General features: G+C 67.0%; 26 protein-coding genes. 16 read left to right on the top strand and 10 right to left on the bottom strand.

Translation table 11 applies throughout. The features are described 5' to 3' along the window. Window positions 1–19: 19 nt before the first annotated feature. Complete coding sequence (locus GRI99_RS04560; protein WP_160770766.1) at window positions 20–976, bottom strand: IS1595 family transposase; 957 nt, start codon at window positions 974–976, stop codon at window positions 20–22. A 205-nt stretch (window positions 977–1,181) separates the two neighbouring features. Between GRI99_RS04560 and GRI99_RS04555 the strand changes: the two genes are divergently transcribed. Continuing rightward, window positions 1,182–1,835 carry a YqaA family protein gene (locus GRI99_RS04555; protein ID WP_160770765.1) on the top strand — a complete coding sequence of 218 codons (654 nt, stop codon included), beginning with the start codon at window positions 1,182–1,184 and terminating at the stop codon, window positions 1,833–1,835. On the opposite strand, the gene GRI99_RS04550 is transcribed toward GRI99_RS04555, so the two are convergent. Genes GRI99_RS04550 through GRI99_RS04540 form a run of 3 tightly spaced genes read right to left on the bottom strand, consistent with a single transcriptional unit; the run spans window position 1,832 to window position 3,777 of the window. Next, the gene (locus GRI99_RS04550) at window positions 1,832–2,260 is read right to left on the bottom strand and encodes an OsmC family protein (protein WP_160770764.1); all 429 of its coding nucleotides are present in this window, start codon (window positions 2,258–2,260) and stop codon (window positions 1,832–1,834) included. The genes GRI99_RS04555 and GRI99_RS04550 overlap by 4 nt on opposite strands. Window positions 2,261–2,306: 46 nt before the next feature. Beyond that, the gene (gene spt / locus GRI99_RS04545; RefSeq protein WP_160770763.1) at window positions 2,307–3,527 is read right to left on the bottom strand and encodes a serine palmitoyltransferase; all 1,221 of its coding nucleotides are present in this window, start codon (window positions 3,525–3,527) and stop codon (window positions 2,307–2,309) included. A gap of 7 nt (window positions 3,528–3,534) precedes the next feature. Then, window positions 3,535–3,777, bottom strand: a complete 243-nt coding sequence (locus GRI99_RS04540; RefSeq protein ID WP_160770889.1) for an acyl carrier protein — start codon at window positions 3,775–3,777, stop codon at window positions 3,535–3,537. A gap of 135 nt (window positions 3,778–3,912) precedes the next feature. Between GRI99_RS04540 and GRI99_RS04535 the strand changes: the two genes are divergently transcribed. Next, window positions 3,913–4,482, top strand: coding sequence for a Pycsar system effector family protein (locus GRI99_RS04535; RefSeq protein ID WP_160770762.1), 570 nt, complete (start codon window positions 3,913–3,915; stop codon window positions 4,480–4,482). A 6-nt stretch (window positions 4,483–4,488) separates the two neighbouring features. Here GRI99_RS04535 and GRI99_RS04530 read toward each other — a convergent pair whose 3' ends face one another. Continuing rightward, window positions 4,489–4,863 (bottom strand): response regulator, encoded by a 375-nt coding sequence (locus tag GRI99_RS04530; protein WP_160770761.1) that lies wholly within the window; start codon window positions 4,861–4,863, stop codon window positions 4,489–4,491. Window positions 4,864–4,939: 76 nt separating this feature from the next. Here GRI99_RS04530 and GRI99_RS04525 point away from each other — a divergent pair, with 76 nt between their 5' ends. The 5 genes from GRI99_RS04525 to GRI99_RS04505 are packed head-to-tail and all read left to right on the top strand — an operon-like array spanning window position 4,940 to window position 8,210. Further along, window positions 4,940–5,224, top strand: coding sequence for a DUF3572 domain-containing protein (locus tag GRI99_RS04525; protein WP_337192864.1), 285 nt, complete (start codon window positions 4,940–4,942; stop codon window positions 5,222–5,224). Then, window positions 5,221–5,850, top strand: coding sequence for an HAD family hydrolase (locus GRI99_RS04520; protein WP_160770760.1), 630 nt, complete (start codon window positions 5,221–5,223; stop codon window positions 5,848–5,850). Before GRI99_RS04525 ends, GRI99_RS04520 begins: the two co-directional genes overlap by 4 nt. Continuing rightward, a complete protein-coding gene (locus GRI99_RS04515; protein WP_160770759.1) occupies window positions 5,847–6,320 on the top strand; it encodes a RidA family protein in 474 nt (157 codons plus the stop codon). The genes GRI99_RS04520 and GRI99_RS04515 overlap by 4 nt, the downstream gene beginning before the upstream one ends. Further along, window positions 6,292–7,077 (top strand): glycerophosphodiester phosphodiesterase family protein, encoded by a 786-nt coding sequence (locus tag GRI99_RS04510; RefSeq protein WP_160770758.1) that lies wholly within the window; start codon window positions 6,292–6,294, stop codon window positions 7,075–7,077. Before GRI99_RS04515 ends, GRI99_RS04510 begins: the two co-directional genes overlap by 29 nt. Further along, complete coding sequence (locus GRI99_RS04505) at window positions 7,074–8,210, top strand: GNAT family N-acetyltransferase (RefSeq protein WP_160770757.1); 1,137 nt, start codon at window positions 7,074–7,076, stop codon at window positions 8,208–8,210. Before GRI99_RS04510 ends, GRI99_RS04505 begins: the two co-directional genes overlap by 4 nt. A 151-nt stretch (window positions 8,211–8,361) precedes the next feature. Here GRI99_RS04505 and GRI99_RS04500 read toward each other — a convergent pair whose 3' ends face one another. Next, window positions 8,362–8,694 (bottom strand): SEL1-like repeat protein, encoded by a 333-nt coding sequence (locus GRI99_RS04500; RefSeq protein WP_160770756.1) that lies wholly within the window; start codon window positions 8,692–8,694, stop codon window positions 8,362–8,364. Window positions 8,695–8,988: 294 nt separating this feature from the next. Between GRI99_RS04500 and dksA the strand changes: the two genes are divergently transcribed. The 4 genes from dksA to GRI99_RS04480 all read left to right on the top strand — a co-directional run bounded on the left by dksA (window position 8,989) and on the right by GRI99_RS04480 (window position 11,984). Next, window positions 8,989–9,447, top strand: a complete 459-nt coding sequence (gene dksA / locus GRI99_RS04495; protein ID WP_160770755.1) for an RNA polymerase-binding protein DksA — start codon at window positions 8,989–8,991, stop codon at window positions 9,445–9,447. A gap of 139 nt (window positions 9,448–9,586) precedes the next feature. Continuing rightward, on the top strand, window positions 9,587–9,958 hold the full coding sequence (locus GRI99_RS04490) for a PilZ domain-containing protein (RefSeq protein ID WP_160770754.1): 372 nt from the start codon (window positions 9,587–9,589) through the stop codon (window positions 9,956–9,958). A 50-nt stretch (window positions 9,959–10,008) separates the two neighbouring features. Continuing rightward, window positions 10,009–11,496: an ABC transporter substrate-binding protein gene (locus tag GRI99_RS04485; RefSeq protein ID WP_160770753.1), complete on the top strand. Its 1,488-nt coding sequence runs from the start codon at window positions 10,009–10,011 to the stop codon at window positions 11,494–11,496. A gap of 104 nt (window positions 11,497–11,600) precedes the next feature. Further along, window positions 11,601–11,984, top strand: a complete 384-nt coding sequence (locus GRI99_RS04480; protein WP_237438098.1) for a DUF4112 domain-containing protein — start codon at window positions 11,601–11,603, stop codon at window positions 11,982–11,984. A gap of 1 nt (window position 11,985) precedes the next feature. On the opposite strand, the gene GRI99_RS04475 is transcribed toward GRI99_RS04480, so the two are convergent. Next, on the bottom strand, window positions 11,986–12,594 hold the full coding sequence (locus tag GRI99_RS04475; RefSeq protein ID WP_160770751.1) for an HNH endonuclease: 609 nt from the start codon (window positions 12,592–12,594) through the stop codon (window positions 11,986–11,988). 99 nt (window positions 12,595–12,693) lie between these two features. On the opposite strand from GRI99_RS04475, the gene gluQRS reads away from it, so the two are divergent. From gluQRS to GRI99_RS18445, 3 genes are read left to right on the top strand one after another with little or no spacing between them, the layout of a single operon-like run. Beyond that, window positions 12,694–13,533: a tRNA glutamyl-Q(34) synthetase GluQRS gene (gluQRS, locus tag GRI99_RS04470; protein ID WP_160770750.1), complete on the top strand. Its 840-nt coding sequence runs from the start codon at window positions 12,694–12,696 to the stop codon at window positions 13,531–13,533. Further along, window positions 13,530–13,763 carry a hypothetical protein gene (locus GRI99_RS04465; protein ID WP_160770749.1) on the top strand — a complete coding sequence of 78 codons (234 nt, stop codon included), beginning with the start codon at window positions 13,530–13,532 and terminating at the stop codon, window positions 13,761–13,763. Before gluQRS ends, GRI99_RS04465 begins: the two co-directional genes overlap by 4 nt. Before the next feature lie 49 nt (window positions 13,764–13,812). After that, entirely contained in the window at window positions 13,813–14,136 is a 324-nt protein-coding gene (locus tag GRI99_RS18445; protein ID WP_202392912.1) for a hypothetical protein, read from the top strand. Here GRI99_RS18445 and mutS read toward each other — a convergent pair. Continuing rightward, window positions 14,133–16,736 carry a DNA mismatch repair protein MutS gene (gene mutS, locus GRI99_RS04460; RefSeq protein ID WP_237438097.1) on the bottom strand — a complete coding sequence of 868 codons (2,604 nt, stop codon included), beginning with the start codon at window positions 16,734–16,736 and terminating at the stop codon, window positions 14,133–14,135. The genes GRI99_RS18445 and mutS overlap by 4 nt on opposite strands. Window positions 16,737–16,818: 82 nt before the next feature. On the opposite strand from mutS, the gene GRI99_RS04455 reads away from it, so the two are divergent. After that, entirely contained in the window at window positions 16,819–19,107 is a 2,289-nt protein-coding gene (locus GRI99_RS04455; protein WP_160770748.1) for an NADP-dependent malic enzyme, read from the top strand. 165 nt (window positions 19,108–19,272) lie between these two features. Here GRI99_RS04455 and GRI99_RS04450 read toward each other — a convergent pair whose 3' ends face one another. After that, a complete protein-coding gene (locus tag GRI99_RS04450) occupies window positions 19,273–19,812 on the bottom strand; it encodes a pseudouridine synthase (protein ID WP_160770747.1) in 540 nt (179 codons plus the stop codon). Continuing rightward, window positions 19,813–20,949 carry a cupin domain-containing protein gene (locus GRI99_RS04445; RefSeq protein ID WP_160770746.1) on the bottom strand — a complete coding sequence of 379 codons (1,137 nt, stop codon included), beginning with the start codon at window positions 20,947–20,949 and terminating at the stop codon, window positions 19,813–19,815. A gap of 109 nt (window positions 20,950–21,058) precedes the next feature. Between GRI99_RS04445 and GRI99_RS04440 the strand changes: the two genes are divergently transcribed. Further along, window positions 21,059–22,993, top strand: coding sequence for a TonB-dependent receptor domain-containing protein (locus GRI99_RS04440; protein WP_237438096.1), 1,935 nt, complete (start codon window positions 21,059–21,061; stop codon window positions 22,991–22,993). Window positions 22,994–22,997 lie beyond the last annotated feature (4 nt).

The raw sequence follows: 22,997 nt of genomic DNA, 5'->3' as shown, positions 1-22,997 counted from the left end.
GCGTGGGGCCTTAGGTCCTTTAGTCAGGCCTTGCGTAGGTGATGCGCTTGCCGACGATGCCCTCCATTGCGCGGGCGGCGCGAGTGCGATCATCCACGCCGTTGGCGATGCGGTTGTTATAGCGGAACTCGAACTCTGCCAGATAGCGGTGCAGGTGATGCTCTGCGCAGTGCTGGTACACGCCGCGCATACCGCGCTTGAAGATTGAGAACGCGCCTTCAACAGTGTTCGTGTGAATGGTGCGGTCGGTCATATCGACGTACTGGAAAGCCGCGTGGGTGGTGGTGCCGTGTTCTGCGAACTCGCGGCCAATCTTGCGGTACATCTTGGCTTCGTCCGTCATCAGTCGCGCCTCGCGGGCGATGTTGCCAAGCACGATGGGGTGGATTTGATCGGCGGTAGCGCTGTCGATCTTGAACCAGCGGCTCTGGCCGCTCTCGCGGTCTACCAGCGCGAGTACGCCGTGCTTGTGGGCAGTGCCGCGGCGGGTGGCCACATCGCGCTTGAAGCCGATGTAGGTTTCGTCAACTTCAACCGCGCCGCCGTTGCCGCCGAACGGCTGTGCAAGATCACCGGAGCGCATGGCTTCGCGGATGCGGTGGGCGAGGAACCACGCGCTCTTGTACTGGACCTCAAGAACGCGGCTAAGCTGGTGGGCGCTGATGCCCTTCTTGCTGGAAACCATCAGGTGCACAGCCTGGAGCATCTTATGAAGCGGCATACGGGCGTGCTCAAACACCGTGCCAACCTTTGCGGTGAACTGCTTGCGGCACTCGCCACACTTCTTGAGGCCGTGGCGAACCTTGCCCTCTGGGTTCTTGTTGCTGGCCTTCGTGCGAACGCCCGACAGGTCGTAAACGCGGCCACCATGCACACCGCAATGGGGGCAGGTCACGCCGTCAGCCCACACGATGCTCTCAAGGTACTCGAAAGCCTTAGCTTCGTCGTGAAAGTGAGGGGATGAGAGAACCGACATGGGATATTCCTTAGCTTGTGGATATCCTATACGGCACCCTCATGGGTTTGTAAAGTACACAATCGCCTTTCTCTAACCAAAGAGTGTCACGATGTCAATAAAAAAGTGCCATATAGGTTATTCATTCGGGATTGCGTTGGTGACGGCTTGGCTCTAACCGCTGCTGCGTCCGGCGGCGCGTGCCTCCCCGGGACAGGAGCAGCGCATGAATTGGATCCGCGGCCTTTACGACTGGACCATGGCCAAGGCCGCCCATCGTCATGCCGTGTGGTGGCTGGCGCTTTTCGCCTTTATCGAGGCCAGCTTCTTCCCCATTCCGCCGCACCCGCTGCTGGGCCTGATGTGTCTGGCCGACCCGAAGCGCGCGATCCGGTTTGCAGGAGTGGCCACGCTCGCCTCCGTCGCGGGCGGCCTGCTAGGCTATGCCATCGGCTGGGGGCTGTATGACCTGGTAGGTGACTGGTTGATCGCTGCCTTGGGAATGCAGGAAACCTTCCCGCGCGCGATCTGCTTCCTGCGGCAGGAGCCAGCGGCAGTGTTTTCGCTGTTCGTCGCCAAGGGGGTTACCCCGATCCCGTTCAAGCTGCTGACGATCACCGCCGGCTTTGTGCACCTGCCGCTATGGCTTTTCCTGTCCGCCAGCCTCATCTCGCGGTCGATCAGCTTCATGATCGTGGGCGTGCTTTTCCGCATGTTCGGCGCACCGATCAAAGCCTTCATAGACAAGTACCTGGGCCTGGTAACGTTGGGCTTTGTCGCGCTGGTGATCGCCGGCTTCGCCGCACTCGCCCTGCTGGATGGCGGCGAGAGCGAGGCGGCCAGCGATCCATGTACCGCCGTGGTGGCCCCGGCAGCTTAGTCTGCCAGAGTGGCTGCCAGCGTTATCTCGGCATTGAGCAGCTTCGAGATTGGGCAATTGACCTTGGCGTCGGCGGCGATGGCCTGAAAGTCCTCGTCGGAAATGCCGGGCACCCGCGCCGTGGTGACGAGGTCGGATCGGGTGACGGTGAACCCGTCGCCATCCTTTTCCAGCGTTACCGTGGCAGTAGTCTCGATCGATCCGTCGCTATGGCCCGCGCGGGCAAGGGCAAAGCTCAGCGCCATGGTGAAGCAACTGGCATGGGCCGCGCCCACCAGCTCTTCCGGATTGGTGCCAGGCGCGCCTTCGAACCGCGTGGTGAAGCCGTAGGGCTGGTCACTCAGCGCGCCCGAGCCGGTCGATACGTGGCCCTTGCCGTTCTTGCCGAGGCCTTCGTAGCGGGCGGAACCTGTGTTGGTGGTCATTGCTGTCTCCTTTGCAGGGAAGACGAGCAATGGCCCGCCCCGTTCCTCAGATGATGCCCACCGCCTTGCCGGCACGTTCGAACATGCCGATGATCGTCTGCACCTGTTCAGCCGTATGCTCGGCGCACAGCGAGCAGCGCAGCAGCGTCATGCCGGCGGGCGTGGCCGGCGGACGGGCCAGATTAACGTACAGCCCTTCATGCAGCAGCGCTTCCCACATGGCGGCACCACGCTCCAGGTCGGGCATGATAACGGCGATGATCGCGCTCTGCGGTTCGCTGGTACCCAGCTTGAAGCCAAGGTCCATCAGCCCCTTGTGGAGGACCTTTGAGTTCTCCCACAGGTGCGCGCGCTTGTTGCCCGCGTGCATCAACTTGCGGATGCTGGTGGCGGCGGTGTGCACGACGCTGGGCGGCAGGCTGGCGGTGAACACGTAGGGCCGGCAGACCAGCCGCATGATCTCGAACTTGGGGTGGTTGGAGACGCAGAAGCCGCCCACCGTGCCAACCGACTTGGAGAAAGTCCCGATCACGAAATCGACCTGGTCCAGCACGCCCTGCGCTTCAGCCACGCCGCGGCCGTGTTCGCCGATGAAGCCCATCGAATGCGCCTCGTCCACCAGCACCATGGCACCGTTGTCCTTGGCGACCTTGATCATCTCCTTCAGCGGGGCGATGTCGCCCAGCATCGAATAGACGCCTTCCAGCACCACCAGCTTGCCCGCGCCTTCAGGGATGCGCTTCAGGCGCTTTTCCAGCGCCTCGATATCGTTGTGCTTGAACGGCACGATCTGCGCATCGCCCATCTTGCAGCCGTCCCAGATCGAGGCGTGGCTGTCGATGTCGAGGACGATGTAGTCCTCCTTGCCGGCGATGGTGGAGATGATCCCCAGGTTGGCCTGGTAGCCGGTGGAGAAGACCATGGCATGATCCATGCCATAGAACTCCTTCAGCGCGTCCTCCACCTCGCGGTGACCGCGATAGGTGCCGTTGAGCACGCGGCTGCCAGTGGTGCCCGAGCCGAACTGTTCCAACGCCTCCTTGCCTGCCTCGATCACATCCGGATCGAAGGTCATGCCCATATAGTTGTAGGTGCCCAGCAGGATGGTATCGCGCCCGTTGCAGATGGCGCGGGTGGGGCTGAGGACCTTTTCCATCACCAGGCTGAACGGGTCTTCCACCCCGCTGGCCAGCAGGTTCTCGCGCACGGCGATGATCTCGTCGAACTTCGAGAACAGGTCACGGCTTTCGGTCACGGTTTCGCTCATCGCTTGCTTACTCGCCCCGCATCTTCATCACAGCGTCCACCAGCTGGCCGTAATTCTCGATCTCGGCCTGCTGGTTCATGCTGATGATGATATCGAATTCGTCCTCGATGGCGGCCACGAAGTCCATCACCGTCAGGCTGTCGAACTCCAGGTCACCGGCAAAGGTGGTGGCATCCGCCACTTCCACGCTCTTGCGGTTGAACGGCTCGATCAGCGAGCGGATGGTGCTGTCAATTGCGGCGCGGTCCATCTTGGATTCTTCCCGTAATGTCTCTGGCGGCACAGGCGCCGCGGTCATGGCAGTCGAAAAGCGGCTCTTTCACCCGCTTGTCAAGCGCGCCCGCAGGTGTAATCCGGCATGGCAGCGAGCGCGAGGGGGCAAATCGTGGCACAAAACACAACCCAGCCTGAACAACCGGTGGCCGCGCCTTCGCTGCCTTCGCCCTCCGGCTATTCCAACCATGCCATCCACCTGGTGCGCACCACGCAGCAGATCAACCTGGCCCTCAGCCAGATGGCCGATGCCAAGGCATCGATCCTGATGGGGGCGACCTTCGTGGTCTTTACCATTGCCGTGGGCCAGGCGCGCGGCGGCACGATGCCCTGGTCGCTGGGTGTGCTGGCGCTGTTCGCCTTCATCTCCGCAGGCTGCGCCGTCTATGCCGTGCTGCCTTCGGTCAGCGGCCCGCAATCGGCCAGGCTGAACGACGGCAAAAGCAACAAGCTGTTTTTTGGCTATTTTACCCACGTGCCCGAGGAAGAGTGGGTCGATTCGGTACTGGACGAGTTGAAGGCGGACGAGACGGTGTTCCGCACCATGCTGCACGATGTCTACCAGAACGGGCAGGTGCTGCAGCGCAAGAAGTACAAGTACCTGGCCTACGCCTACAAGACCTTCATGCTGGGCCTGTGCCTGACTTTGGTGACGTTCCTGCTGGAAATGACCCTGGGCTAGGGCGGTTCAGGCCACCTGGTCGATCAGGCCGCGCACCGCCGCCATGAACGGGCCGATAGAGACGGGCTTCGACAGGTAGCCTTCGGCCCCCGTCTCGCGGATCCGCTCTTCGTCGCCCTTGCCGGCATAGGCGGTCACCGCCAGCACGGGCACGTCGCCCAGCACGGCATCGGCCTTCATGCTGGAGATGAGGTCGAGGCCGGATACATCCTGCAACTGGATGTCCATCACCACCAGGTTGGGGTGGAAGCCACGCGCCCGCTCCAGCGCCTGGTGTCCGTCAGCCACAGGCTCCACATCGAAACCGCAGGCGACAAGCACGTCGCAGAAAAGTTTGCGGTTGAGATCGTTGTCCTCGACAACGAGGATTCGTTTGGTCATTGCGTCCCCGGATGCCCCCTGCCCCTGGCCGGGTCCTTGCAGAAAGGCACTGGCCGGTCCTTACGCCCTTACGGGAGTGCTGACAATTCATCGCGATAGTGAAAATCAGGTAAACGATCCCGCCGCTCTCGCCCTGCAGGCGCTGGGCTGGGTCCTGGCGGATGACCGGCGAGCCGAGCGGCTGCTGGACCTGACGGGCCTGACGCCGGACACCTTGCGCGAATCGCTGGGCAGCCGCTCCACCCAGCGCGCGGTACTGGAATTCCTCTGCTCGCACGAGCCGGACTTGCTCGATGCTGCCGATGCCCTGGGTGTGCCGCCCGCCCGGCTGGCTGCCGCCGCGCAGGAGCTTGCCCGATGAGTCGGCCGCTGGTGATCACCGACTGCGACGAGGTGCTGCTCTATATGGTGCGCCACTTCCGCGACTGGCTGGGCGAGGAGCACGGGGTCGACTTCCTGCTGAATGGTGATCCTTTCGTGCAAAGCTTCCGCCGCCGCGACAGCAACGCGGTGGTGAGCGAAGCGGAGATGTGGGATTACCTCAACCTGTTCTTCGATGGCGAGATGGACCGGCAGACCGCCATTCCCGGTGCGGTAGAGGCGATTGCCGAATTGCAGCGCGAGGCGGACCTGGTGGTGCTGACCAACCTGCTCGATCATCGCAACGAATCGCGCACGCGCCAGTTGCAGGCGCTGGGCGTCAATGCCCCCGTCTATACCAACCAGGGCCCCAAGGGCGGGGCGCTGGCCCGCATCGTGGCCGAACACCAGCCCGGGCGCGTTGTCTTCATCGACGATATCGCCAAGCACCACGCATCGGTGATGGATACGATGCCAGGCGTGCACCGGCTGCACTTCTGCGGCGAGCCGGCCATCGCCCCGCACATCCCCTGCGCCCATAGCGCCGGCCACGCCCATGCCCGCATCGACACCTGGGATGCGGCCCTGCCCTGGCTGCTCGAGACATTGCATGGAGAAACCGCATGACCATCGCCCAACGCCCCATCCTCGATCGCTTGGCCGATCTCGGCATCACCCTGCCCGCCGCCGCCGCGCCGGTGGCGGCTTATGTGCCCGTGGTGGAAGCCGGCGGCCTGGCCCACGTTTCGGGCCAATTGCCTTTCATCGACGGTGCGCTGGTCACCGGACGGTTGGGCGAGGACGTGTCGCTTGAGCAGGGCACTGCTGCGGCGCGGGCCTGCGGGCTGATGATCCTGGCCCAGTTGCAGGCGGCGGGGCTGCTGGAGCGGGTGGAACGCGTCGTCAAGCTGGGGGCCTTCGTCAATTCGGCGGGCACGTTTACTGACCAGCCCAAGGTGGCCAACGGCGCGTCCGAGCTGATGGCCGAGGTGTTCGGCGATGCCGGCAAGCACGCCCGCAGCGCGGTGGGAGTGCCGGTGCTGCCGCTGGGCGCGGCGGTGGAAGTCGATGCGATTGTCGCCCTTCGCCCTCTTTGACCGGCGCTATGCCCAGCCGCCCGAACCGGCCGTCAGCGGCTGGCTGAAGGGCGCGGTCTATGCCCACCGGGGGGTCCACGGCGCCGGGGTGGCGGAGAACTCCACGGGAGCCTTCGCGCTCGCCATCCAGGGGGGGTTGGGGATCGAGTGCGACGTGCGCCTCAGCCGTGATGGTCGGGCGGTGGTTTTCCACGATGCCACGCTTGACCGCCTGACCGGCAGGCCCGGCCGGGTGGACCAGTTGGGCGTGGCCGAGATCACCGCGCTCACCCTGGCCATCGGCGGCGAGCCCGTTCCCACCTTGCGCGACCTGCTGGTGCAGGTTGCCGGGCGGATGCCGCTGCTGATCGAGCTGAAGAGCGATCGCGCCAAGCCCGCTGGCGCGCCTTCCATACTCGACCTGTGTCGCGCAGTGCGACGTGACCTAGATGGCTATCCCGGTCCGGTGGCCGTGATGAGCTTCGATCCCCGCGTGGCGGCATGGTTCGCCCGCCGTGCGCCTGAGGTGCCGCGCGGGCTGGTGGTGACCGAAGCAGGCAATCGCACCTGGTCCGGTACGGTCAAAAGGCACCTTGCGTTGTGGAACGCGCGTGCCCAGTTCCTGGCCTATGACGTGCGCGACCTCCCTTCCGCCTTTGCCCGGCGCCACCGCCAGCGGGGCCTGCCCGTGCTGACCTGGACGGTGAACACCCCGGCGCTGCGCGTCCGCGCTGCCGAACACGCCGATGCCCCGATCGCGGAGGGAGCTGGCCTTTGAGCGAGGGGACCGGGCTGACTGTCCGCGTCGCATCCGCCGTCGGCACGCTCGATGCGGCGGCCTGGGATGCGCTGGCAGGGGGCAACCCGTTCATGTCCCATGCCTTCCTCACCGCGCTGGAGGACTCCGGGTCGGTAGGCGAGGGGACCGGCTGGCAGCCCCTGCCGCTGGTGCTGGAGGATGCCGATGGCCGCCTGCTTGGCGCGCTGCCGGCCTATGGCAAGAGCCACTCCCAGGGCGAGTACGTGTTCGATCACGGCTGGGCCGATGCCTGGCACCGCGCGGGGGGCGACTATTACCCCAAGCTGCAGATCGCGGCCCCTTTCACGCCGGCCACCGGCCCCCGCGTGCTGGCCAGTGATCCGCACCACGCCGCCGCCTTGCTACGCGCGGCGGAAGCGCTGTGCCAGGGAAGCAATCTCTCCTCGGCCCATGCCACCTTCGTGGAAAGGTCCCAGCACCCCTGGTTCGAAGCGGCCGGCTGGCTGAAGCGCGAGGACATCCAGTTCCACTGGCCCAATCGCGGCTATGCCAATTTCGACGACTTCCTGGCTACGCTGGCCTCACGCAAGCGCAAGGACCTGCGCAAGGAGCGGGCCGTGGCACAGCAAGGTGTCACCATTCGCCATCTCTCGGGCACGGACCTCAAGCCGCACCATTGGGACGCCTTCTGGCAGTTCTATCAGGATACCGGAGCGCGCAAGTGGGGCACGCCCTACCTGACGCGCGCGGCCTTCGACCTGATCGGGGAGCGGCTGGGTGGGCAGGTGCTGCTGGTGCTGGGCTATCAAGGCGATACGCCCATCGCCGGGGCGCTCAACCTGGTCGGGCCGGATGCGCTCTATGGCCGCTATTGGGGCTGCCTGGTCGACAAGCCCTTCCTGCATTTCGAGCTGTGTTACTACCAGGCGATCGATGCCGCCATCGAACGGGGGCTGAGCCGGGTGGAAGCGGGGGCACAAGGGGGGCACAAGCTGGCCCGTGGCTATGAGCCGGTGGCCACCACCAGTTTCCATTACATTGCCGATCCCGCCTTCCGCGAGGCGGTGGCCGACTTCCTCGACAGTGAGCGGCGCGGCGTGGCGGCGGACCGGCTGGTCCTGTCGCGCCGGACACCTTACCGCAAGGGCTAACCTGGAACACCTGGAACAGTGTCCAGGACCAGAATGTCACCTTGCAGCCGGATGGGTCACCCCGGGCGGCGGGCAATGCGCAGGCTAATCAACCGATCAAAGAGCTGTCCCTGCTGCTGGCACAGGGCCAGCGCTGTAGGAAAGCCCCGAATCATGCGGCGCGGCGGGCCCCGGCGGACAGCCAGGCGCGGGCGCGCCGCTGCGCTTCGGCAATCTCGCGCGCGGTCATCTCGTCAGCCACGTCGGCGCGGCACCAGGCCGCTTCCTCGTGCCCGCGCGACGCGGCGAGGTTGAACCACTTGTGGGCCTCGATCATGTCGGCGGCCACGCCGTGGCTGCCGGTGGAAAAGATCACCCCCAGGTCGAAGCAGGCGGCCTTGTCACCCTCCGCAGCGCTGGCTAGCAGGTTGGCAACCATCAGGTCCGGGCCCGACATGTCGGCCGGGTTGAGCTTGGCGAACGTTTCGATCTTGGCGAGTTCCATGACCGTTTACCCCTCTATGTGGCCGCAAACCCCTGTTTCCCGGCCTTCGATGGGCCAAGGTTTTGACGAACATGGTCAAGAAATGGTTAACGCTGCGGCGATTGGCCTTTTCCGGCCAGATCCGCCCACCGAGGAAACAGGTCTACCTGCCGTCGATTTGGCGCTTGTGCGGCCTGTTAGCGGTCACTATAGGCCCGCAACAACTCCGGACTGGTCATGGCCGCCGACAGACCCAAAGGGCAGGCGCCAGTTGACGCAGGGCAGGTCGGACGGGAGAGTTTTCGGAGTATCCTCATGGCGTCTATCCCCCGGGATGACATTGATATCCTTACCAAAGCCAAGCGAGCGCTGCCTGACGACTATGCGCCGGCCGAGGATGAGGAGTACATGTCCGAAGCCCAGCTCAACTATTTCCGCGTCATGCTGCTTGAGTGGAAGAAGTCGATCCTGGAAGCATCGGTCGGCACCCTGCAGAACCTGCAGGACGGCCCGATCCGCGAGCCTGACCTGAACGATCGCGCCAGCTCGGAAACCGACTGGGGCATCGAACTGCGCACGCGCGACCGCCAGCGCAAGCTGATTGCCAAGATCGATTCCGCCCTGCGCCGCATCGACGAGGGCGATTACGGCTGGTGCGAGGTGACCGGCGACCCCATCGGCATCAACCGGCTGATTGCCCGGCCCATCGCCACCATGACCGTGGAGGCCCAGGCCGCCCATGAACGGCGCGAAAAGATCTCGCGCGACGACTGACCCGAAACGGTACAGGTCTGATACGGATCGGCGGCGTTTACCTTTCGTTATCCATTACCCGCGCAGGACGGGCGCCGTCATTCAGCGCGCCCGCGCGGGCCTTGCCGGCCACCGGGCCCAACCAGAGATGCGTCGCCAGATGAAGGACGTCGAGACTCGCCAGGTCAACCGGGACAGCCTGTTCCTGCTCGCGCAATTGCGGGTGAACGGGGGCGAGGAGCTGTTCCGCGTGAAGGTGCGCAACCTGTCGGCCGGCGGCATGATGGCCGAAGGGATGGCCCCGGTTACCCGCGGCATGCCGGTGCAGGTGGAATTGCGCAATATCGGCTGGGTAGCCGGCAACGTGGCCTGGAAGCAGGACGAGCGCTTCGGCATCGCCTTTGCAGACGAGATCGATCCCAGGCTGGCCCGCGCCCCGGTGGCCGCCGCTGCCCCTTCGCCGATCAGCGCCGCCCACCGCCCCCCGCCGGCAGCGCAGGCTCCCGCGCCCGAGAAGCTGCGCAAGCTGTAACACCCGTCAGCGGTTGAAGCGCGCGGCTGCGGGGCCTACACCCGTGGCCGATGATCGCCGCCGCCTGTCCCCCCCTGTTTCGCCGCCTCGCCGGCTCCTGTGTGGCGCTGGGAATGGTCCTGGCGCTGGCCGGGTGCAGCGGTGGTGATGACGGATCGTTCGACGTGGTTTTCATGGAGGACGAAGCCGTGCTGACCGACAGCGGGGTGCGCCTGTCGCCCGGCGCCCAGCACGTGCGCGCCGCCACCCGCGCCGGGCTGGTGGCGATCAACGCCCAGGGCGAAGTGGTGCCAGCCCTGGCCGATCGCTGGAACGTGATCGAGAACGGCAGCATCTTCGTTTTCCGCCTGCGCGATGGCACCTGGCCCAATGGCGAGGAACTGACCGCCCCCAGCGTCCGCGATGCCCTGCAACGCGCCATCCGGTCCTTGCGCGGCACCTCGCTGGGGCTGGACCTGGTGCCGGTCGACGAGGTGCGGGCCATGGCGGGCCGCGTGGTCGAAGTGCGCCTGGCCAGCCCCATGCCGGACCTGCTGCAGGTGCTGGGCCAGCCCGAACTGGGCCTGGTCCACGGCGAGGGCGAGACCGGGCCGATGGTGCTGGAGCGCGATGGCGAGAACATCCTGCTGACCATGCGCCCCCCGGCCGAGCGCGGCCTGCCCGATTCCGAGGACTGGCGCGACTATGTGCGCGAGGTCCGCGTCACCGGGCTGGAGCCCGCGCAGGCGATCGAGCGGTTCGACGATGGTGACGTGGAGGTGGTGCTGGGCGGGCGGCTTGGCAGCCTGCCGCTGGCTGACCTTGGGCCTCTGTCGCGCGGCACGGTGCGGCTCGATCCTGCCATCGGCCTGTTCGGCCTGCGCGCCCGGCGCGAGCGCGGGGCCCTGGCCACGCCCGAACTGCGCGAGGCACTGGCCATGGCGATCGACCGTCCGGCGCTGGCGAGCGCCTTCAACGTCGGCGGCTGGGTGCCCAGCACGCGGGTGGTGGCGCCAGACCTGCCGGCCGATCCCGGCATGGTGGCCGAGCGCTGGCAGGGGAGCAGCGTGGAAGACCTGCGCCGCGTGGCCGCCGGGCGGCTGGCGGGCCTCACCGGCCAGGACAAGCGGCTGACCCTGGCAATCGGCGATGCCCCCGGCGAGCAATTGCTGCTGCGCGAGCTGGCCCGCCAGTTCGCTACCGTGGGCATCACCCTGGTGCAGGCGCGCAGCAGCGAAGGGGCAGACATGGTGCTGGTGGACCGGGTGGCACGCTATGCTTCGCCCCGCTGGTTCCTCAACCAGTTCAACTGCATCCTCGACGATGGCCTGTGCTCGCTGGAGGCGGACCGGCTGGCCAGCCGCGCGCTGGACGAGCGGGACAGCGCCTTGCGCGCCCGGCTTATGGGCGAGGCCGAGGCGGCGCTGACGCGGGCCAATGTCTATATCCCCTTCGGCCCGCCGCTGCGTTGGTCGCTGGTGCGCGGCGAGGTGGACGGGTTTGCCCCCAACCTGTGGGCCTTCCACCCCTTGCCGGACATGGCTGTCATACCCAGATAAGACACGTGGCCGCCATGGCCGCGCTTGTGGAGTGAATGCCCGTGGTAAATTCGCCCCCTCCCGTGTCCGGCGGTCCTGCCGCGCAGCGACCTCGCGCGCTGGGCATGGATCTGCCCCTGGGCAGCGATGCCGCTTCCGTCCGTAAGCGGATCGAGGCGCTGGAGATGCTGCTGGAACGCTCGCTGACCATTCCGGTGATCAACCGCCCGGTCGGCCTGGACGCCATTGCCGGCCTGGTGCCGGTGGCGGGTGACCTGCTGACGGCGGCCATGGGGCTCTACGTCGTGTGGGAAGGCCGGAACCTGGGGATGCCGAAGTGGAAGCTGTGGCGGATGCTGGGCAACGTGGCCATCGACAGTGCGGTGGGCGCGGTGCCGGTGGCAGGCGACCTGTTCGATTTCCTTTACCGGTCGAACACCCGCAACCTCAAGATCATCAAGCGCCACCTCGACAAGCATCACCCGGCGCAGCAGGTGATCGAGGGCTAGCCTACTCTTCGAGCTCGATGTCCCAGTAGAGCCAGTCGCGCCAGGTTTCGTGCAGGTAGCCGGGCGGGAAGCTCTTGCCGTGCTGCTGCAACTGCCAGCTTGTCGGGCGGATCGGCCGGACGTGCAATTGCATCCCCGCTTCCTTCGGGGTGCGGCCGCCCTTCTTCATGTTGCAGGGCGCGCAGGCGGTGGCGATGTTCTCCCAGCTTGTCCGCCCGCCCATCCGCCGCGGCACCACGTGGTCGAAGGTCAGGTGCTGGCCGCTGCCGCAATACTGGCAGGCGAAGCGGTCGCGCAGGAACAGGTTGAAGCGGGTGAAGGCGGGGAACTCGCTCGGCTTCACATACTGGCGCAGCGCGATCACGCTGGGGATCTTCATGTCCAGCGACGGGGAATGCACCGCCCGTTCATAGCTGGCGACGATATCCACCCGCTCCAGGAACACCGCCTTGATCGCCGTCTGCCACGGCCACAGGCTGAGCGGGTAGTAGCTGAGCGGGGTATAATCGGCGTTCAGCACCAACGCCGGGCAGCTTTCCAGGTGCCGCGCGGGATCGTCCAGCGCGCTGCGGAACGTATGGGCGCGGTCGTTCAGATCTGCCTTGAACACGTGTGCGGTGTCCTCCCTGGCTTCGCCCAAGGTGGAGCATTTGCATGGGCTTCGCGTCAACCCTGTTACAAAGTGCAAATCCACAGCTATCTGTGGCCGATGGCCGTGACCCGCTTTGCCCCCAGCCCCAACGGATCGCTGCACCTGGGCCATGCCTGGTCGGCAATCGTGGCGCACGACCTCGCGCTGGGTCAGCATGGCGAGCGGGGAGGGCGGCTCCTGCTGCGGATCGAGGATATCGACGGCCAGCGCTCGCGCCCCGCGCTGGCGGAGGAGTTTCGCGCCGATCTCGGCTGGCTGGGCCTGACGTGGGAAGAGGTGCCGGCCCAGAGTACGCGGCTTGCCAGCTATGCCGCAGCGGCAGGGCGGTTGCGGCAGATGGGCCTGCTCTACCCTTGCGCCTGCACGCGGGCCGAGCTTGCGGGGAAGGCCGTCTATCCCGGCATCTGCAAGGCCCACCCGCCTGCGCCCGGCGAGCGGATGGCCTGGCGGCTGGATGTGGATCGCGCCACGGCACTGACCGGACCCCTCACCTGGGTGGACGAACTGGCGGGCGAGCAGCAGGCCCGGCCCGACCTACTCGGCGATGTTGTGCTGGTGCGGAAAGACCCTGAAACACCCGCCTCGTATCACCTGGCGGTGACGCTGGACGATGCCGCGGACGGCGTCACCCTGGTCACCCGCGGCACCGACCTGTTTGCCGCCACCCATGTCCACCGCCTGCTGCAGGCGCTGCTGGGCCTGCCGGTGCCGCGCTGGCACCACCATGCGCTGCTGCTGGACGAGAGCGGGCAGAAGCTGGCCAAGCGGCGCGGCTCGCCTTCGCTGGCTGACCGGCGGCTGGCGGGAGAGGATGGGCTGGCGCTGGCACAGGCCTTGCGCACCGGCCAAATGCCGGGTGGTATTCACATGTCGCAAGGCCTACATCAGGCCCCATGAACTGGATCCTCGCTCTCGTCCTCGCCGTGCTGGTCATCCTGGTGGTGGTCTCGCTCGTGCGCGGCATTGTCGCCTTCCTGCAGACCACCAAGCTGGATCTGGAGAACCAGGACAACGCCGAATACGTGGCGCAGATGCACGCCAAGCAGAACAAGGCCATGTTCGCCCGTGTGAAGTACCAGGCGCTGGCGATTGTCGTGGTCTTCGTTATCCTGATGATCAACCGCTAAGGAACGAAAGCGGCCCAGCCCTGTTCTCCCGTCAAAAGGAGAGCATGCCATGATTTCAGACCATTACGGCGAACTCGGCCCCGAAGGATCGGGCGTCGAACAGCATGACGAGCCGGCCCAGGCCCACAGCGTGGCCGACGAGGCGCTGCATGGCGCTGCGCACTCGCGTTCGCCGCTGGAAAGCACGCGCAAGGCATCGTCCAGCGATGGGGATTCCACGCAGGACCTGGTCGATCACATGCGCGACATGGAAGCATCAGGCCGGATCGACATGGGCGCCTTCGAAGGCGAACCCAACCACGATGACAACGCCAGCATGTACGGCAAGGGCCATGCCGACGACGAGGACGATCACGAAGAAGATGACAGCTAGGCTTCGGCCTCGCGCTTGAGCCGGTAGAGCAGGTCGAGCGCCTCGCGCGGGGTAAGGGCATCAACGTCCAGACCCCGCAATTCGTCGCGCAGCACGTCGCACTGTTCTTCCGCCGCCTGCGCGGCGGCCGCGAATAGCGGCAGGTCACCCAGGCCCGCCGCCAGGCCGCCGGTTTCGGCGCGGCCTTTCTCCAGCTTGTCGAGCACGGCCTTGGCGCGGGCCACCACCGGTGGCGGCACGCCCGCCAGCCGGGCAACCGCCAGGCCATAGGACCGGTCCGCCGCTCCTTCTGCCAGTTCGTGCAGCAGCACCAGTTCACCCTTCCATTCCCGGGCGCGGACGTGGTGCAGCGACAGGGCAGGGCAGGTTTCGGCCAGCCGCGCCATTTCATGATAGTGGGTGGCAAACAGGCAGCGGCTGCGGTTCACTTCGTGGATCGCCTCGGCCACGGCCCAGGCCAGTGCCAGCCCGTCATAGGTGCTGGTGCCGCGGCCCACCTCGTCCAGGATCACGAAGCTGCGCTCGCCCGCCTGGGCCAGGATGGCGGCCGTCTCGACCATCTCGACCATGAAGGTGGAGCGGCCCCGCGCCAGATTGTCAGCCGCACCCACGCGGCTGAACAGCCGGTCAACCAGGCCGATGCGCGCGGCTTGCGCCGGTACGAAGCCGCCGGCCTGCGCCAGCAGCACGATAAGGGCATTCTGCCGCAGGAAGGTGCTCTTGCCGCCCATGTTGGGGCCGCCGACCAGCCACAGCCGGTCCTGCGGAAACAGCGTGCAGTCGTTGGCCACGAACCGCTCGCCTGCCTTCGCCAGCGCTGCCTCAACCACCGGGTGCCGTCCGCCGGTGATGGCCAGCGCGGTATCGTCGGACATTTCTGGCCGGGACCAGCCCCCCTCGGCCGCCCGCTCGGCCTGGCTGGCGGCCACGTCCAGCCGGGCGAGAGCGGCGGCGGTGTGGGCGATCGCCTCTCGCCGGTCGATCACGGCACGGGTCAGATCCTCGAAATGCGCCTCTTCCGCCGCCAGCGCGTGACCGCCCGCCTCAGCAATCCGCGCCGCTTCCTCGTGCAGGTGGAGCGAGTTGAAACGCACTGCGCCGGCCATAGTCTGGCGGTGGCTAAAGCCGCTGTCCGGCGCCATAAGGGCATCGGCGCGCGCGGCGGGCACTTCGATGAAATAGCCCAGCACGCCGTTGTGGCGGATCTTCAGCGCGGCAATGCCGGTGTCCGCCTTGTAGCGCGCCTCCAGCGCAGCAATTGCCCGTCGTGCATTGCCGGACAGGGCTCGCAGCTCGTCCAGCGCAGCATCATAGCCCTCGGCGATGAAACCGCCCTGGCTACGCTCGGTGGGCGGGGCAGGGACGAGCGCACGATCCAGCAGGTCGGTTAGCGCCCCGTGGCCGGTCAGGTGCGGCAGCAGCGCTTCCAGCAGGGCGGGGCGGTCCCGACGGGCAGCCAGCAGGTCGTGCAGGCGGCGGGCTTCGGCCAGGCCATCGCGCACCTGGCCCAGGTCACGCGGGCTGCCACGCCCCGCAACGATCCGACCCAGTGCGCGCGACAGGTCAGGGATGGCACGCAGCAGGGCGCGCATGTCGGCCCGCAGCAGCGGATCGCGGTGCACTTCGGCCACCAGGTCCAGCCGCCGGGTGATCTCGACCAGGTCGGTCAAGGGGGCGGACAGGTCTTCCGCCAGCAGCCGCGCTCCGGCCCCGGTCACGCAGCGATCCACTTCGGCCAGCAGCGAACCGGCGCGCCCGCCGTTCTGGGCCTGGGTGATCTCCAGGCTGGCCCGGGTCGCCTCATCCATCGCGAGGATGCCGGCATTGCTCCGCGCCACCGGCGGCAGCAGCAGCGGCAGTTTGCCGCGCCCCGCGTGGTCAAGGTAAGCGATCAACCCGCCTGCTGCGGCCAGCATGGCGCGGCTGAACTGGCCCCAGGCATCCAGCGTGGCGACGCCATGCACCGCCTTCAGCCGCGCCTCGCCCGCATCGCTGCCAAAATCGCTGCGCGGGCGGGGAATTGCGTCCAGCGGCGCATCGGCCCAGTCTTCCGGGCAGACCAGTTCGCTTGGCCCCAGCCGGGCCAGCGCTGCGCCAAGCTGTGCGGGCTCGCATTCCTCCAGCTCCATGCGCCCGGTGGAAACGTCGCAGGCGGCAAGCCCGCAAGCCCCGCGCAGTTCCACCACGGCGGCCAGCACATTGGCCCGGCGCGGCTCCAGCAGGGCCTCTTCGGTCAAGGTCCCGGCGGTAACGAAGCGGATGATCTCGCGCCGCACCAGCACCTTGGAACTGGGCAGGCCCTCGCGCCTGGCCCTTTGCTTCGCCTCGTCCGGGGTTTCCACCTGCTCGGCAATCGCCACCCGGCAGCCGGCGCGGATCAGGCGGGCGAGGTAGCCTTCAGCCGAATGCACCGGCACCCCGCACATCGGCACCCCGTCGCCCCGGCTGGTCAGGGCAATGTCGAGGATCTGCGCGGCCTGTTTCGCATCGTCGAAGAACAGTTCGAAGAAATCGCCCATGCGATAGAACAGCAGGCAGTCGGCCGCCTCGCGCTTCAGCGCGTGGTACTGCTGCATCATCGGAGTGGCGGGACCGGACATGGGCGCGAGGTAACGGTGCTATCGGTGATTCGGGAAGGGACCCTTCGGCTCTTTCCCCTATCGCGCGCAGGCCTTAGCCATTATGGCACTGGCTGACCTGCAGGAGGGGATCACCTTGGCCGAGAAGACCACCGATTTCACCGCGCGCGAAGCGCTGTTCTATCACGAGACCATCCGTCCCGGTAAGATCGAGATCGTGGCCAGCAAGCCGATGGCGACCCAGCGCGACCTCTCGCTCGCCTATTCCCCCGGCGTGGCCGTGCCGGTGCAGGCGATTGCCGAGAACCCCGCCGATGCCTTCCGCTATACCGCCAAGGGCAATCTGGTGGCGGTGATCTCCAACGGCACCGCGATCCTGGGCCTGGGCAACCTTGGCGCGCTGGCTTCCAAGCCGGTGATGGAAGGCAAGGCCGTGCTGTTCAAGCGCTTTGCCGACGTCGATTCGATCGACCTGGAACTGGATACCGAGGATCCCGAAGCCTTCATCAATGCCGTGGCCCTGATGGAACCCAGCTTCGGCGGCATCAACCTGGAAGACATCAAGGCGCCCGAATGCTTCATCATCGAGCAGGCCCTGCGCGAACGGCTGAAGATCCCGGTGATGCACGATGACCAGCACGGCACCGCGATCATCTCCGCCGCCGGCCTGCTCAACGCCTGCCACATCACTGGCCGTCGGCTGGAGGATGTGAAGGTGGTGGTCAACGGCGCCGGGGCGGCGGCCATCGCCTGCACCGCGCTGATCAAGGCGATGGGCGTGCGGCACGAGAACGTGCTGATGTGCGACCGGTCCGGCGTGATCTTCCCGGGCCGCGACAACGTGGACCAGTGGAAGAGCGCCCATGCCGTCGATACCGACCGGCGCACGCTGGAAGAGGCGCTGGTTGGGGCGGACATCTTCCTGGGCCTGTCGGCCAAGGATGCGCTGAAGCCCGAATGGGTGCTGAAGATGGCCGACCAGCCGATCATCTTCGCCATGGCCAACCCCGATCCGGAAATCACTCCGGCAGCGGCCAAGGCGGTGCGGCCCGATGCCATCGTGGCCACGGGGCGCAGCGACTATCCCAACCAGGTCAACAACGTGCTGGGCTTCCCCTTCATCTTCCGCGGCGCGCTGGACGTGCGGGCGACCGCGATCAACGAGGAAATGAAGATCGCCGCCGCGCAGGCGATTGCCGACCTCGCCCGCCAGCCGGTGCCTGAGGAAGTGGCCGCCGCCTATGGCCGCAACCACCAGTTCGGGCGTGACTACATCATCCCGGCCCCGTTCGATCCGCGGCTGATGGAGACGGTCTCCGCGGCTGTCGCCAAGGCGGCGATGGACAGCGGCGTGGCGCAGCAGCCGATCGCCGATTTCGACGCCTACCGCCACCAGCTCAAGAGCCGGATGAACCCGACCACCTCGGTGCTCACCACGGTCTATGCCGAGGCCAAGAACAACCCCAAGCGGATGATCTTTGCCGAAGCGGAGGAGGAAGTGGTGCTGCGCGCCGCCATCCAGTATCGCGATTTCGGCTATGGCACCCCCGTGCTGGTGGGCCGGACCGATCGGGTGCTGGCCAAGCTGGCCGAACTGGGCGTGGATCCGGCCAGTTTCGAGGTGCAGAACTCGGTCGAAAGCGACCTTGTGCCGCAGATGGTCGAGCGGCTCTATGCCAAGATGCAGCGCCGCGGCCACACCGAGCGGGACGTGCGCCGCATGGTCAACCAGGATCGCAACGTCTTCTCCAGCCTGCTGCTGGAACTGGGCCATGGCGATGCCATGATCACCGGCCTGACGCGCCCCTTCGCCCAGTCGATGCGCGAGGTCAGCCGGGTGATCGGCCCCAAGCCGGGCAGCCTGGCCTTCGGCGTACACATGATGATCGGCAAGACGCAGACCACTTTCCTGGCCGATACCACGATCAACGAGCGGCCCAGCGCCGCTGAACTGGCCGAGATCGCCTGCGAAACGGCCGCCGTGGCGCGCCGCCTGGGGCATGAGCCGCGGGTGGCCTTCCTCAGCTATTCCACCTTCGGCAACCCGCCGGGCAAGTGGCTGGAGAACATCCGCGATGCGGTGGCCATCCTCGATGCCGAGAAGCCGGACTTCGAGTACGAGGGCGAGATGGCCCCCGATGCCGCACTCAATCCGCAGGTGATGAAGCTCTACCCGTTCAGCCGCCTGTCCGGCCCGGCCAACGTGCTGGTGATGCCGGGGCTGCAATCGGCCAACCTGTCGGCCAAGCTGCTGCGCGAACTGGGCGGCAATGCCACGATTGGTCCGATGCTGATCGGCATGGACAAGCCGGTGCAGATTGCCCCGATGACGGCCATCGCGCCCGATGTGCTGACGCTGGCCGTGCTGGCGGCGGCCGGTGTGGTGGGCTGAACCGGGGGGTTTAGTTGATGAAGTACATACCGGGCCGGCCTGAACAGGCCGCCAAAGGGCGGCGCGGTTAGGGCGGCTGGCGGCGCGCGGGAATCGACGGCGAGAAAGAGCGGCCAGGGTGCTGGCATGACCGCCGCGCTGTAGGACAGCGGTTATCGCTGCGCCTCAGCCGATCTGCCGCCACGCCCCCGGCGCCAGCCCGTCCAGCGTCCAGTCCCCCACCGCCCAGCGCACCAGCCGCAGGGTGGGGTGGCCGACCGAAGCGGTCATCCGCCGCACCTGGCGGTTCTTCCCTTCGCGGATCGTTAGCCGCAGCCAGCTGTCGGCCACTGTCTTGCGAAAGCGCACCGGCGGATCGCGTGGCCACAGCGCGGGCGGATCGATCCGCTCCACTTCGGCGGGCAGGGTCATCCCGTCCTTCAGCTGCGTGCCGCGCCGCAGAGTGGCTAGCGCCTCATCGCCCGGCTCGCCTTCCACCTGCACGAGGTAGGTCTTAGCCAGCTTGAAGCGCGGATCGGCAATGCGTGCCTGCAGACGCCCGTCGTCGGTCAGCAGCAGCAGCCCCTCACTGTCGAGGTCCAGCCGGCCTGCGGGATAGACACCCGGCACGTCCACATAGGCCGCCAGCGTTGGCCGCAAAGGTGCACCCGCCTCCGGGCTGAACTGGCACAGCACGCCATAGGGCTTGTTCAGCGCCAGCAGCATCTAGACGAAAGCCAGCGCGCCAGCGTTGACGAGGGCGGCGATGAGGGCAAGGCCCTCCACCGGCTGATCTGCCGCCGGCGAGCAGGCAGGCCCGTCGCACAGCTGCACCGCCAGCTCGGCCGTTGGCCCGGCGCAAGGATAGGTCTCGCCGTTCACCGCCAGCAGCACCTGGCCTGCTTCCTGCCGCACGAAGGCAAAGCGGCTGGCGGGGTTGCGTTCCAGCGCGGCACCTTCGGCCAGCAGGTCCCGCACATCCTCCAGGCTGATCGCTTCTTCCGGCCGCCAGTCGATCTCGGGATACTTCGGCTGGCTGGCGTGGCCGGCAAACCAGCGGGCAAACTCCGCCCGGTCAGAAAGCGCCGCCAGCACCAGCGAGTGCAATCGATCAAGAGCGGGGGCGGTAATCTCGGCCGGATGGCCCTGCCGCCCCATGCCCGGATCGGCATAGCGGCGATCCTCGGGCAGCGCGGCCGCGCAATGGTCGGCCCAGCCATCCACCAGCTCGGCCACGGACGGGGCGCGAAAGCCCACCGAATAGGTCATGCAATCGTCGCTCAGCGCCACCCCGTCATGCGCCACGCCTGGGGGCACATAGAGAATGTCGCCCGGCCCCAGGTCCCACTCGGCCACGGTGGGGAAATCCTCCAGCAGCCGCAGATCGGCATGGGGTTGCAGGGGCGTGGTATCGTCACACACGGGCCCCACCCGCCAGCGCCGATGGCCCAGGCCCTGCACCAGGAACACGTCGTACTGGTCGAAATGCGGCCCCACCCCGCCGCCGGTGACGGCATAGCTGACCATCACGTCATCGATCCGCCAGTCCGGCATGAAGCGGAAAGGGTCGATCAGCGCGGCAACATCGGGCACGTGGTGGTCCACCGCCTGCACCAGCAGGGTATAGACCTGCCCCGCCAGGCTGCTGAACCGCGCTTCGGGCAGGGGCCCGTTTTCCAGCGCCAGGCCCTGTTCGCCGTGCACGATCAGGCGCGCTTCGATGCCCTCCTCGCAGGCCAGGCCTGCCAGTTCGTCGGGCTCCAGAGGGTTGTGCCAATCAGCCCACGGATTGCGGATCAGCAACGGCTGGCGCTGCCAGTAATCGCGCAGGAACAGGTCAATATCAAAGCTTGCCAGGTGCATGGTCCGGCCATGCGCCCGGGCGGTGCGCCTGTCAAAGCCCGCGCAAGCGGACAATTGGCGACAATTTGGCCCGTTTGCGACCGCCCCAACCTGGGTTAGCCTGCCCGCGATGGATCTCCGCGCAATTGCAACGCTGACGGCGCTTGGCGCCGCCATGGCCGCTGGACTTGCGCGTCCCGCGCAGGCGCAAAGCGTGGACGACAACGCCGTCGCCTCGGCCGATGATGCCTTTGGACAGTCGGTCGGGAACGAGCGGATCGGCCTCTATTCCAGCTTCGAGGTACGCGGTTTTTCGCCAGTGGATGCGGGCAACACGCGGATTGAGGGGCTCTATTTCTCGCCCGTCGGCTCGCCGCCCAACCGCGTTGTCCAGGGCAGCCGGGTGCGTGTGGGGTTGACGGCGCAGGGCTATCCGTTCCCCGCGCCCACCGGCATCATCGATTACCAGCTGGCCGCCAGCGGCACCGATCCGCAGGCCATCCTGACGCTGGAGCACGCCCAGTTCGGCTCTTTCGTGGGCAGCGTGGACCTGCGCCAGCCGCTGTCCGAGGATCTGACCGTCTATGCCGGGGGCACCATCCGGCGGCAGAACCGGCACGAAGGGGGCGAATTCAAGAACCACATCCTCTCCGCCGGGTTCAACCTGCGTCCGTGGGACCGGGGCAAGGTGACCGCCTTCTACGCCTATACCCGCACCTATGACGACGAGGCCGCGCCGTTCCTGTTTCCCGCAGGGGATTTCCTGCCGCCGCAGATCAAGCGGCGGGCCGAGATCGGGCAGGACTGGACCATCCGCGAGGAAAGCCAGCAGCTGGCCGGGGCCCTCGTCTCCACCCCGCTGGCTGGCTTCCAACTGGATGTCGGGCTTTTCCATGCCAGCCGCGATGTGCCGCGCGGCTATACCGATCTGGCGCTGGCGCTGCGGCCCGATGGCACCACGCCCAACCGGGTGGTGGTGGCCGATTTCGATAACGCCGACCGGATGCTGTCGGGCGAAGCGCGCCTGTCGCGCACTTTCGGCACCGCACGGCTGGCTCACCGGCTGGTGTTCAGCCTGCGCGGGCGCGAAGGCAACCGGGTGTTCGGCGGGGCGCAGCGGATCGTGCTGGGCGAAAGCAGCGTGCTGGTGAATGACCAGTTCCCCGCCCCGGTCTTCGCGCAAGGGCCGGATGACCGCGATCACACCCGCCAGGCTACGCTCGGCGTGGGCTATTCGCTGACCAGCGCGGGCCGCTTTGCGATCGATGCCGGACTGTCCGTGGCCAGTTACCGCAAGACGGTGACCTTCGCCGGCCTTGCCCCCGCCGCCAGCCGCGACACGCCGGTTACCGGCAGCATCACCGGCAACGCCACCCTGGCCCCCGGGTTTACCGTCTATGGTGGCTATATCCGCGGGTTCGAGGAAGTGGCCCCGGCCCCTGCCACTGCGGTCAACCGGGGCGAGCTGCCCCCGGCGATCACCACCCGGCAGGCCGATCTGGGCCTGCGCTATGTCGTCAGCCCCGGCCTGTCGCTGGTGGCGGGGGTGTTCACCATCTCCAAGCCCTATTTCAACAGCGATGCGGCCAACGTGTACCGCCAGCTGGGCGCATCGACCAACCGGGGTGCGGAGTTCTCGCTGGCGGGCACCGTGGCCCCCGGCGTCTCGCTGGTGCTGGGCACGGTGCTGTACGATTCGCAGGTGTCGGGCGAACTGGTGGAAGCGGGCGTCATCGGCCCGCGCCCGGTGGGCAACGTGCGACGGCAGAGCACGATCAACCTCGACTGGCGGCTGGATGGCGGCCGCAGCCCGCTGTCGCTCGACCTGGCGCTGGACAGCGCCTCGGCCCGCGTGGCCAATGCCCGCAACACGCTGCTGGTGCCGCAGCGGCTGACGCTGGATGCCGGCTTACGCTATCGCTTCACGCTGGCAGGCGTGCGGGCGCTGGTGCGGGCGCAGATGGCCAACCTGTTCAACGACTATAGCTGGTCGGTCTCGCCCAACGGGGCGCTGCGCTACACCCATTCCCGCCGCTTCCTTGGCGAATTGCGGATGGAAATCTGAGCCG

It is taken from the genome of Alteraurantiacibacter buctensis (assembly GCF_009827655.1).
Classification (GTDB): domain Bacteria; phylum Pseudomonadota; class Alphaproteobacteria; order Sphingomonadales; family Sphingomonadaceae; genus Alteraurantiacibacter; species Alteraurantiacibacter buctensis.
This window is presented reverse-complemented; position numbering and strand designations above follow the sequence as displayed.

What these genes read in the sequence shown, in the direction of transcription:
- GRI99_RS04560 (WP_160770766.1), bottom strand. Translation starts at nt 976, where the DNA reads ATGTCGGTTCTCTCATCCCCTCACTTTCACGACGAAGCTAAGGCTTTC.
- GRI99_RS04555 (WP_160770765.1), top strand. Translation starts at nt 1,182, where the DNA reads ATGAATTGGATCCGCGGCCTTTACGACTGGACCATGGCCAAGGCCGCC.
- GRI99_RS04550 (WP_160770764.1), bottom strand. Translation starts at nt 2,260, where the DNA reads ATGACCACCAACACAGGTTCCGCCCGCTACGAAGGCCTCGGCAAGAAC.
- spt (WP_160770763.1), bottom strand. Translation starts at nt 3,527, where the DNA reads ATGAGCGAAACCGTGACCGAAAGCCGTGACCTGTTCTCGAAGTTCGAC.
- GRI99_RS04540 (WP_160770889.1), bottom strand. Translation starts at nt 3,777, where the DNA reads ATGGACCGCGCCGCAATTGACAGCACCATCCGCTCGCTGATCGAGCCG.
- GRI99_RS04530 (WP_160770761.1), bottom strand. Translation starts at nt 4,863, where the DNA reads ATGACCAAACGAATCCTCGTTGTCGAGGACAACGATCTCAACCGCAAA.
- GRI99_RS04520 (WP_160770760.1), top strand. Translation starts at nt 5,221, where the DNA reads ATGAGTCGGCCGCTGGTGATCACCGACTGCGACGAGGTGCTGCTCTAT.
- GRI99_RS04515 (WP_160770759.1), top strand. Translation starts at nt 5,847, where the DNA reads ATGACCATCGCCCAACGCCCCATCCTCGATCGCTTGGCCGATCTCGGC.
- GRI99_RS04510 (WP_160770758.1), top strand. Translation starts at nt 6,292, where the DNA reads ATGCGATTGTCGCCCTTCGCCCTCTTTGACCGGCGCTATGCCCAGCCG.
- GRI99_RS04500 (WP_160770756.1), bottom strand. Translation starts at nt 8,694, where the DNA reads ATGGAACTCGCCAAGATCGAAACGTTCGCCAAGCTCAACCCGGCCGAC.
- dksA (WP_160770755.1), top strand. Translation starts at nt 8,989, where the DNA reads ATGGCGTCTATCCCCCGGGATGACATTGATATCCTTACCAAAGCCAAG.
- GRI99_RS04490 (WP_160770754.1), top strand. Translation starts at nt 9,587, where the DNA reads ATGAAGGACGTCGAGACTCGCCAGGTCAACCGGGACAGCCTGTTCCTG.
- GRI99_RS04485 (WP_160770753.1), top strand. Translation starts at nt 10,009, where the DNA reads ATGATCGCCGCCGCCTGTCCCCCCCTGTTTCGCCGCCTCGCCGGCTCC.
- GRI99_RS04480 (WP_237438098.1), top strand. Translation starts at nt 11,601, where the DNA reads ATGGATCTGCCCCTGGGCAGCGATGCCGCTTCCGTCCGTAAGCGGATC.
- gluQRS (WP_160770750.1), top strand. Translation starts at nt 12,694, where the DNA reads ATGGCCGTGACCCGCTTTGCCCCCAGCCCCAACGGATCGCTGCACCTG.
- GRI99_RS04465 (WP_160770749.1), top strand. Translation starts at nt 13,530, where the DNA reads ATGAACTGGATCCTCGCTCTCGTCCTCGCCGTGCTGGTCATCCTGGTG.
- GRI99_RS18445 (WP_202392912.1), top strand. Translation starts at nt 13,813, where the DNA reads ATGATTTCAGACCATTACGGCGAACTCGGCCCCGAAGGATCGGGCGTC.
- mutS (WP_237438097.1), bottom strand. Translation starts at nt 16,736, where the DNA reads ATGTCCGGTCCCGCCACTCCGATGATGCAGCAGTACCACGCGCTGAAG.
- GRI99_RS04455 (WP_160770748.1), top strand. Translation starts at nt 16,819, where the DNA reads ATGGCACTGGCTGACCTGCAGGAGGGGATCACCTTGGCCGAGAAGACC.
- GRI99_RS04450 (WP_160770747.1), bottom strand. Translation starts at nt 19,812, where the DNA reads ATGCTGCTGGCGCTGAACAAGCCCTATGGCGTGCTGTGCCAGTTCAGC.
- GRI99_RS04445 (WP_160770746.1), bottom strand. Translation starts at nt 20,949, where the DNA reads ATGCACCTGGCAAGCTTTGATATTGACCTGTTCCTGCGCGATTACTGG.
- GRI99_RS04440 (WP_237438096.1), top strand. Translation starts at nt 21,059, where the DNA reads ATGGATCTCCGCGCAATTGCAACGCTGACGGCGCTTGGCGCCGCCATG.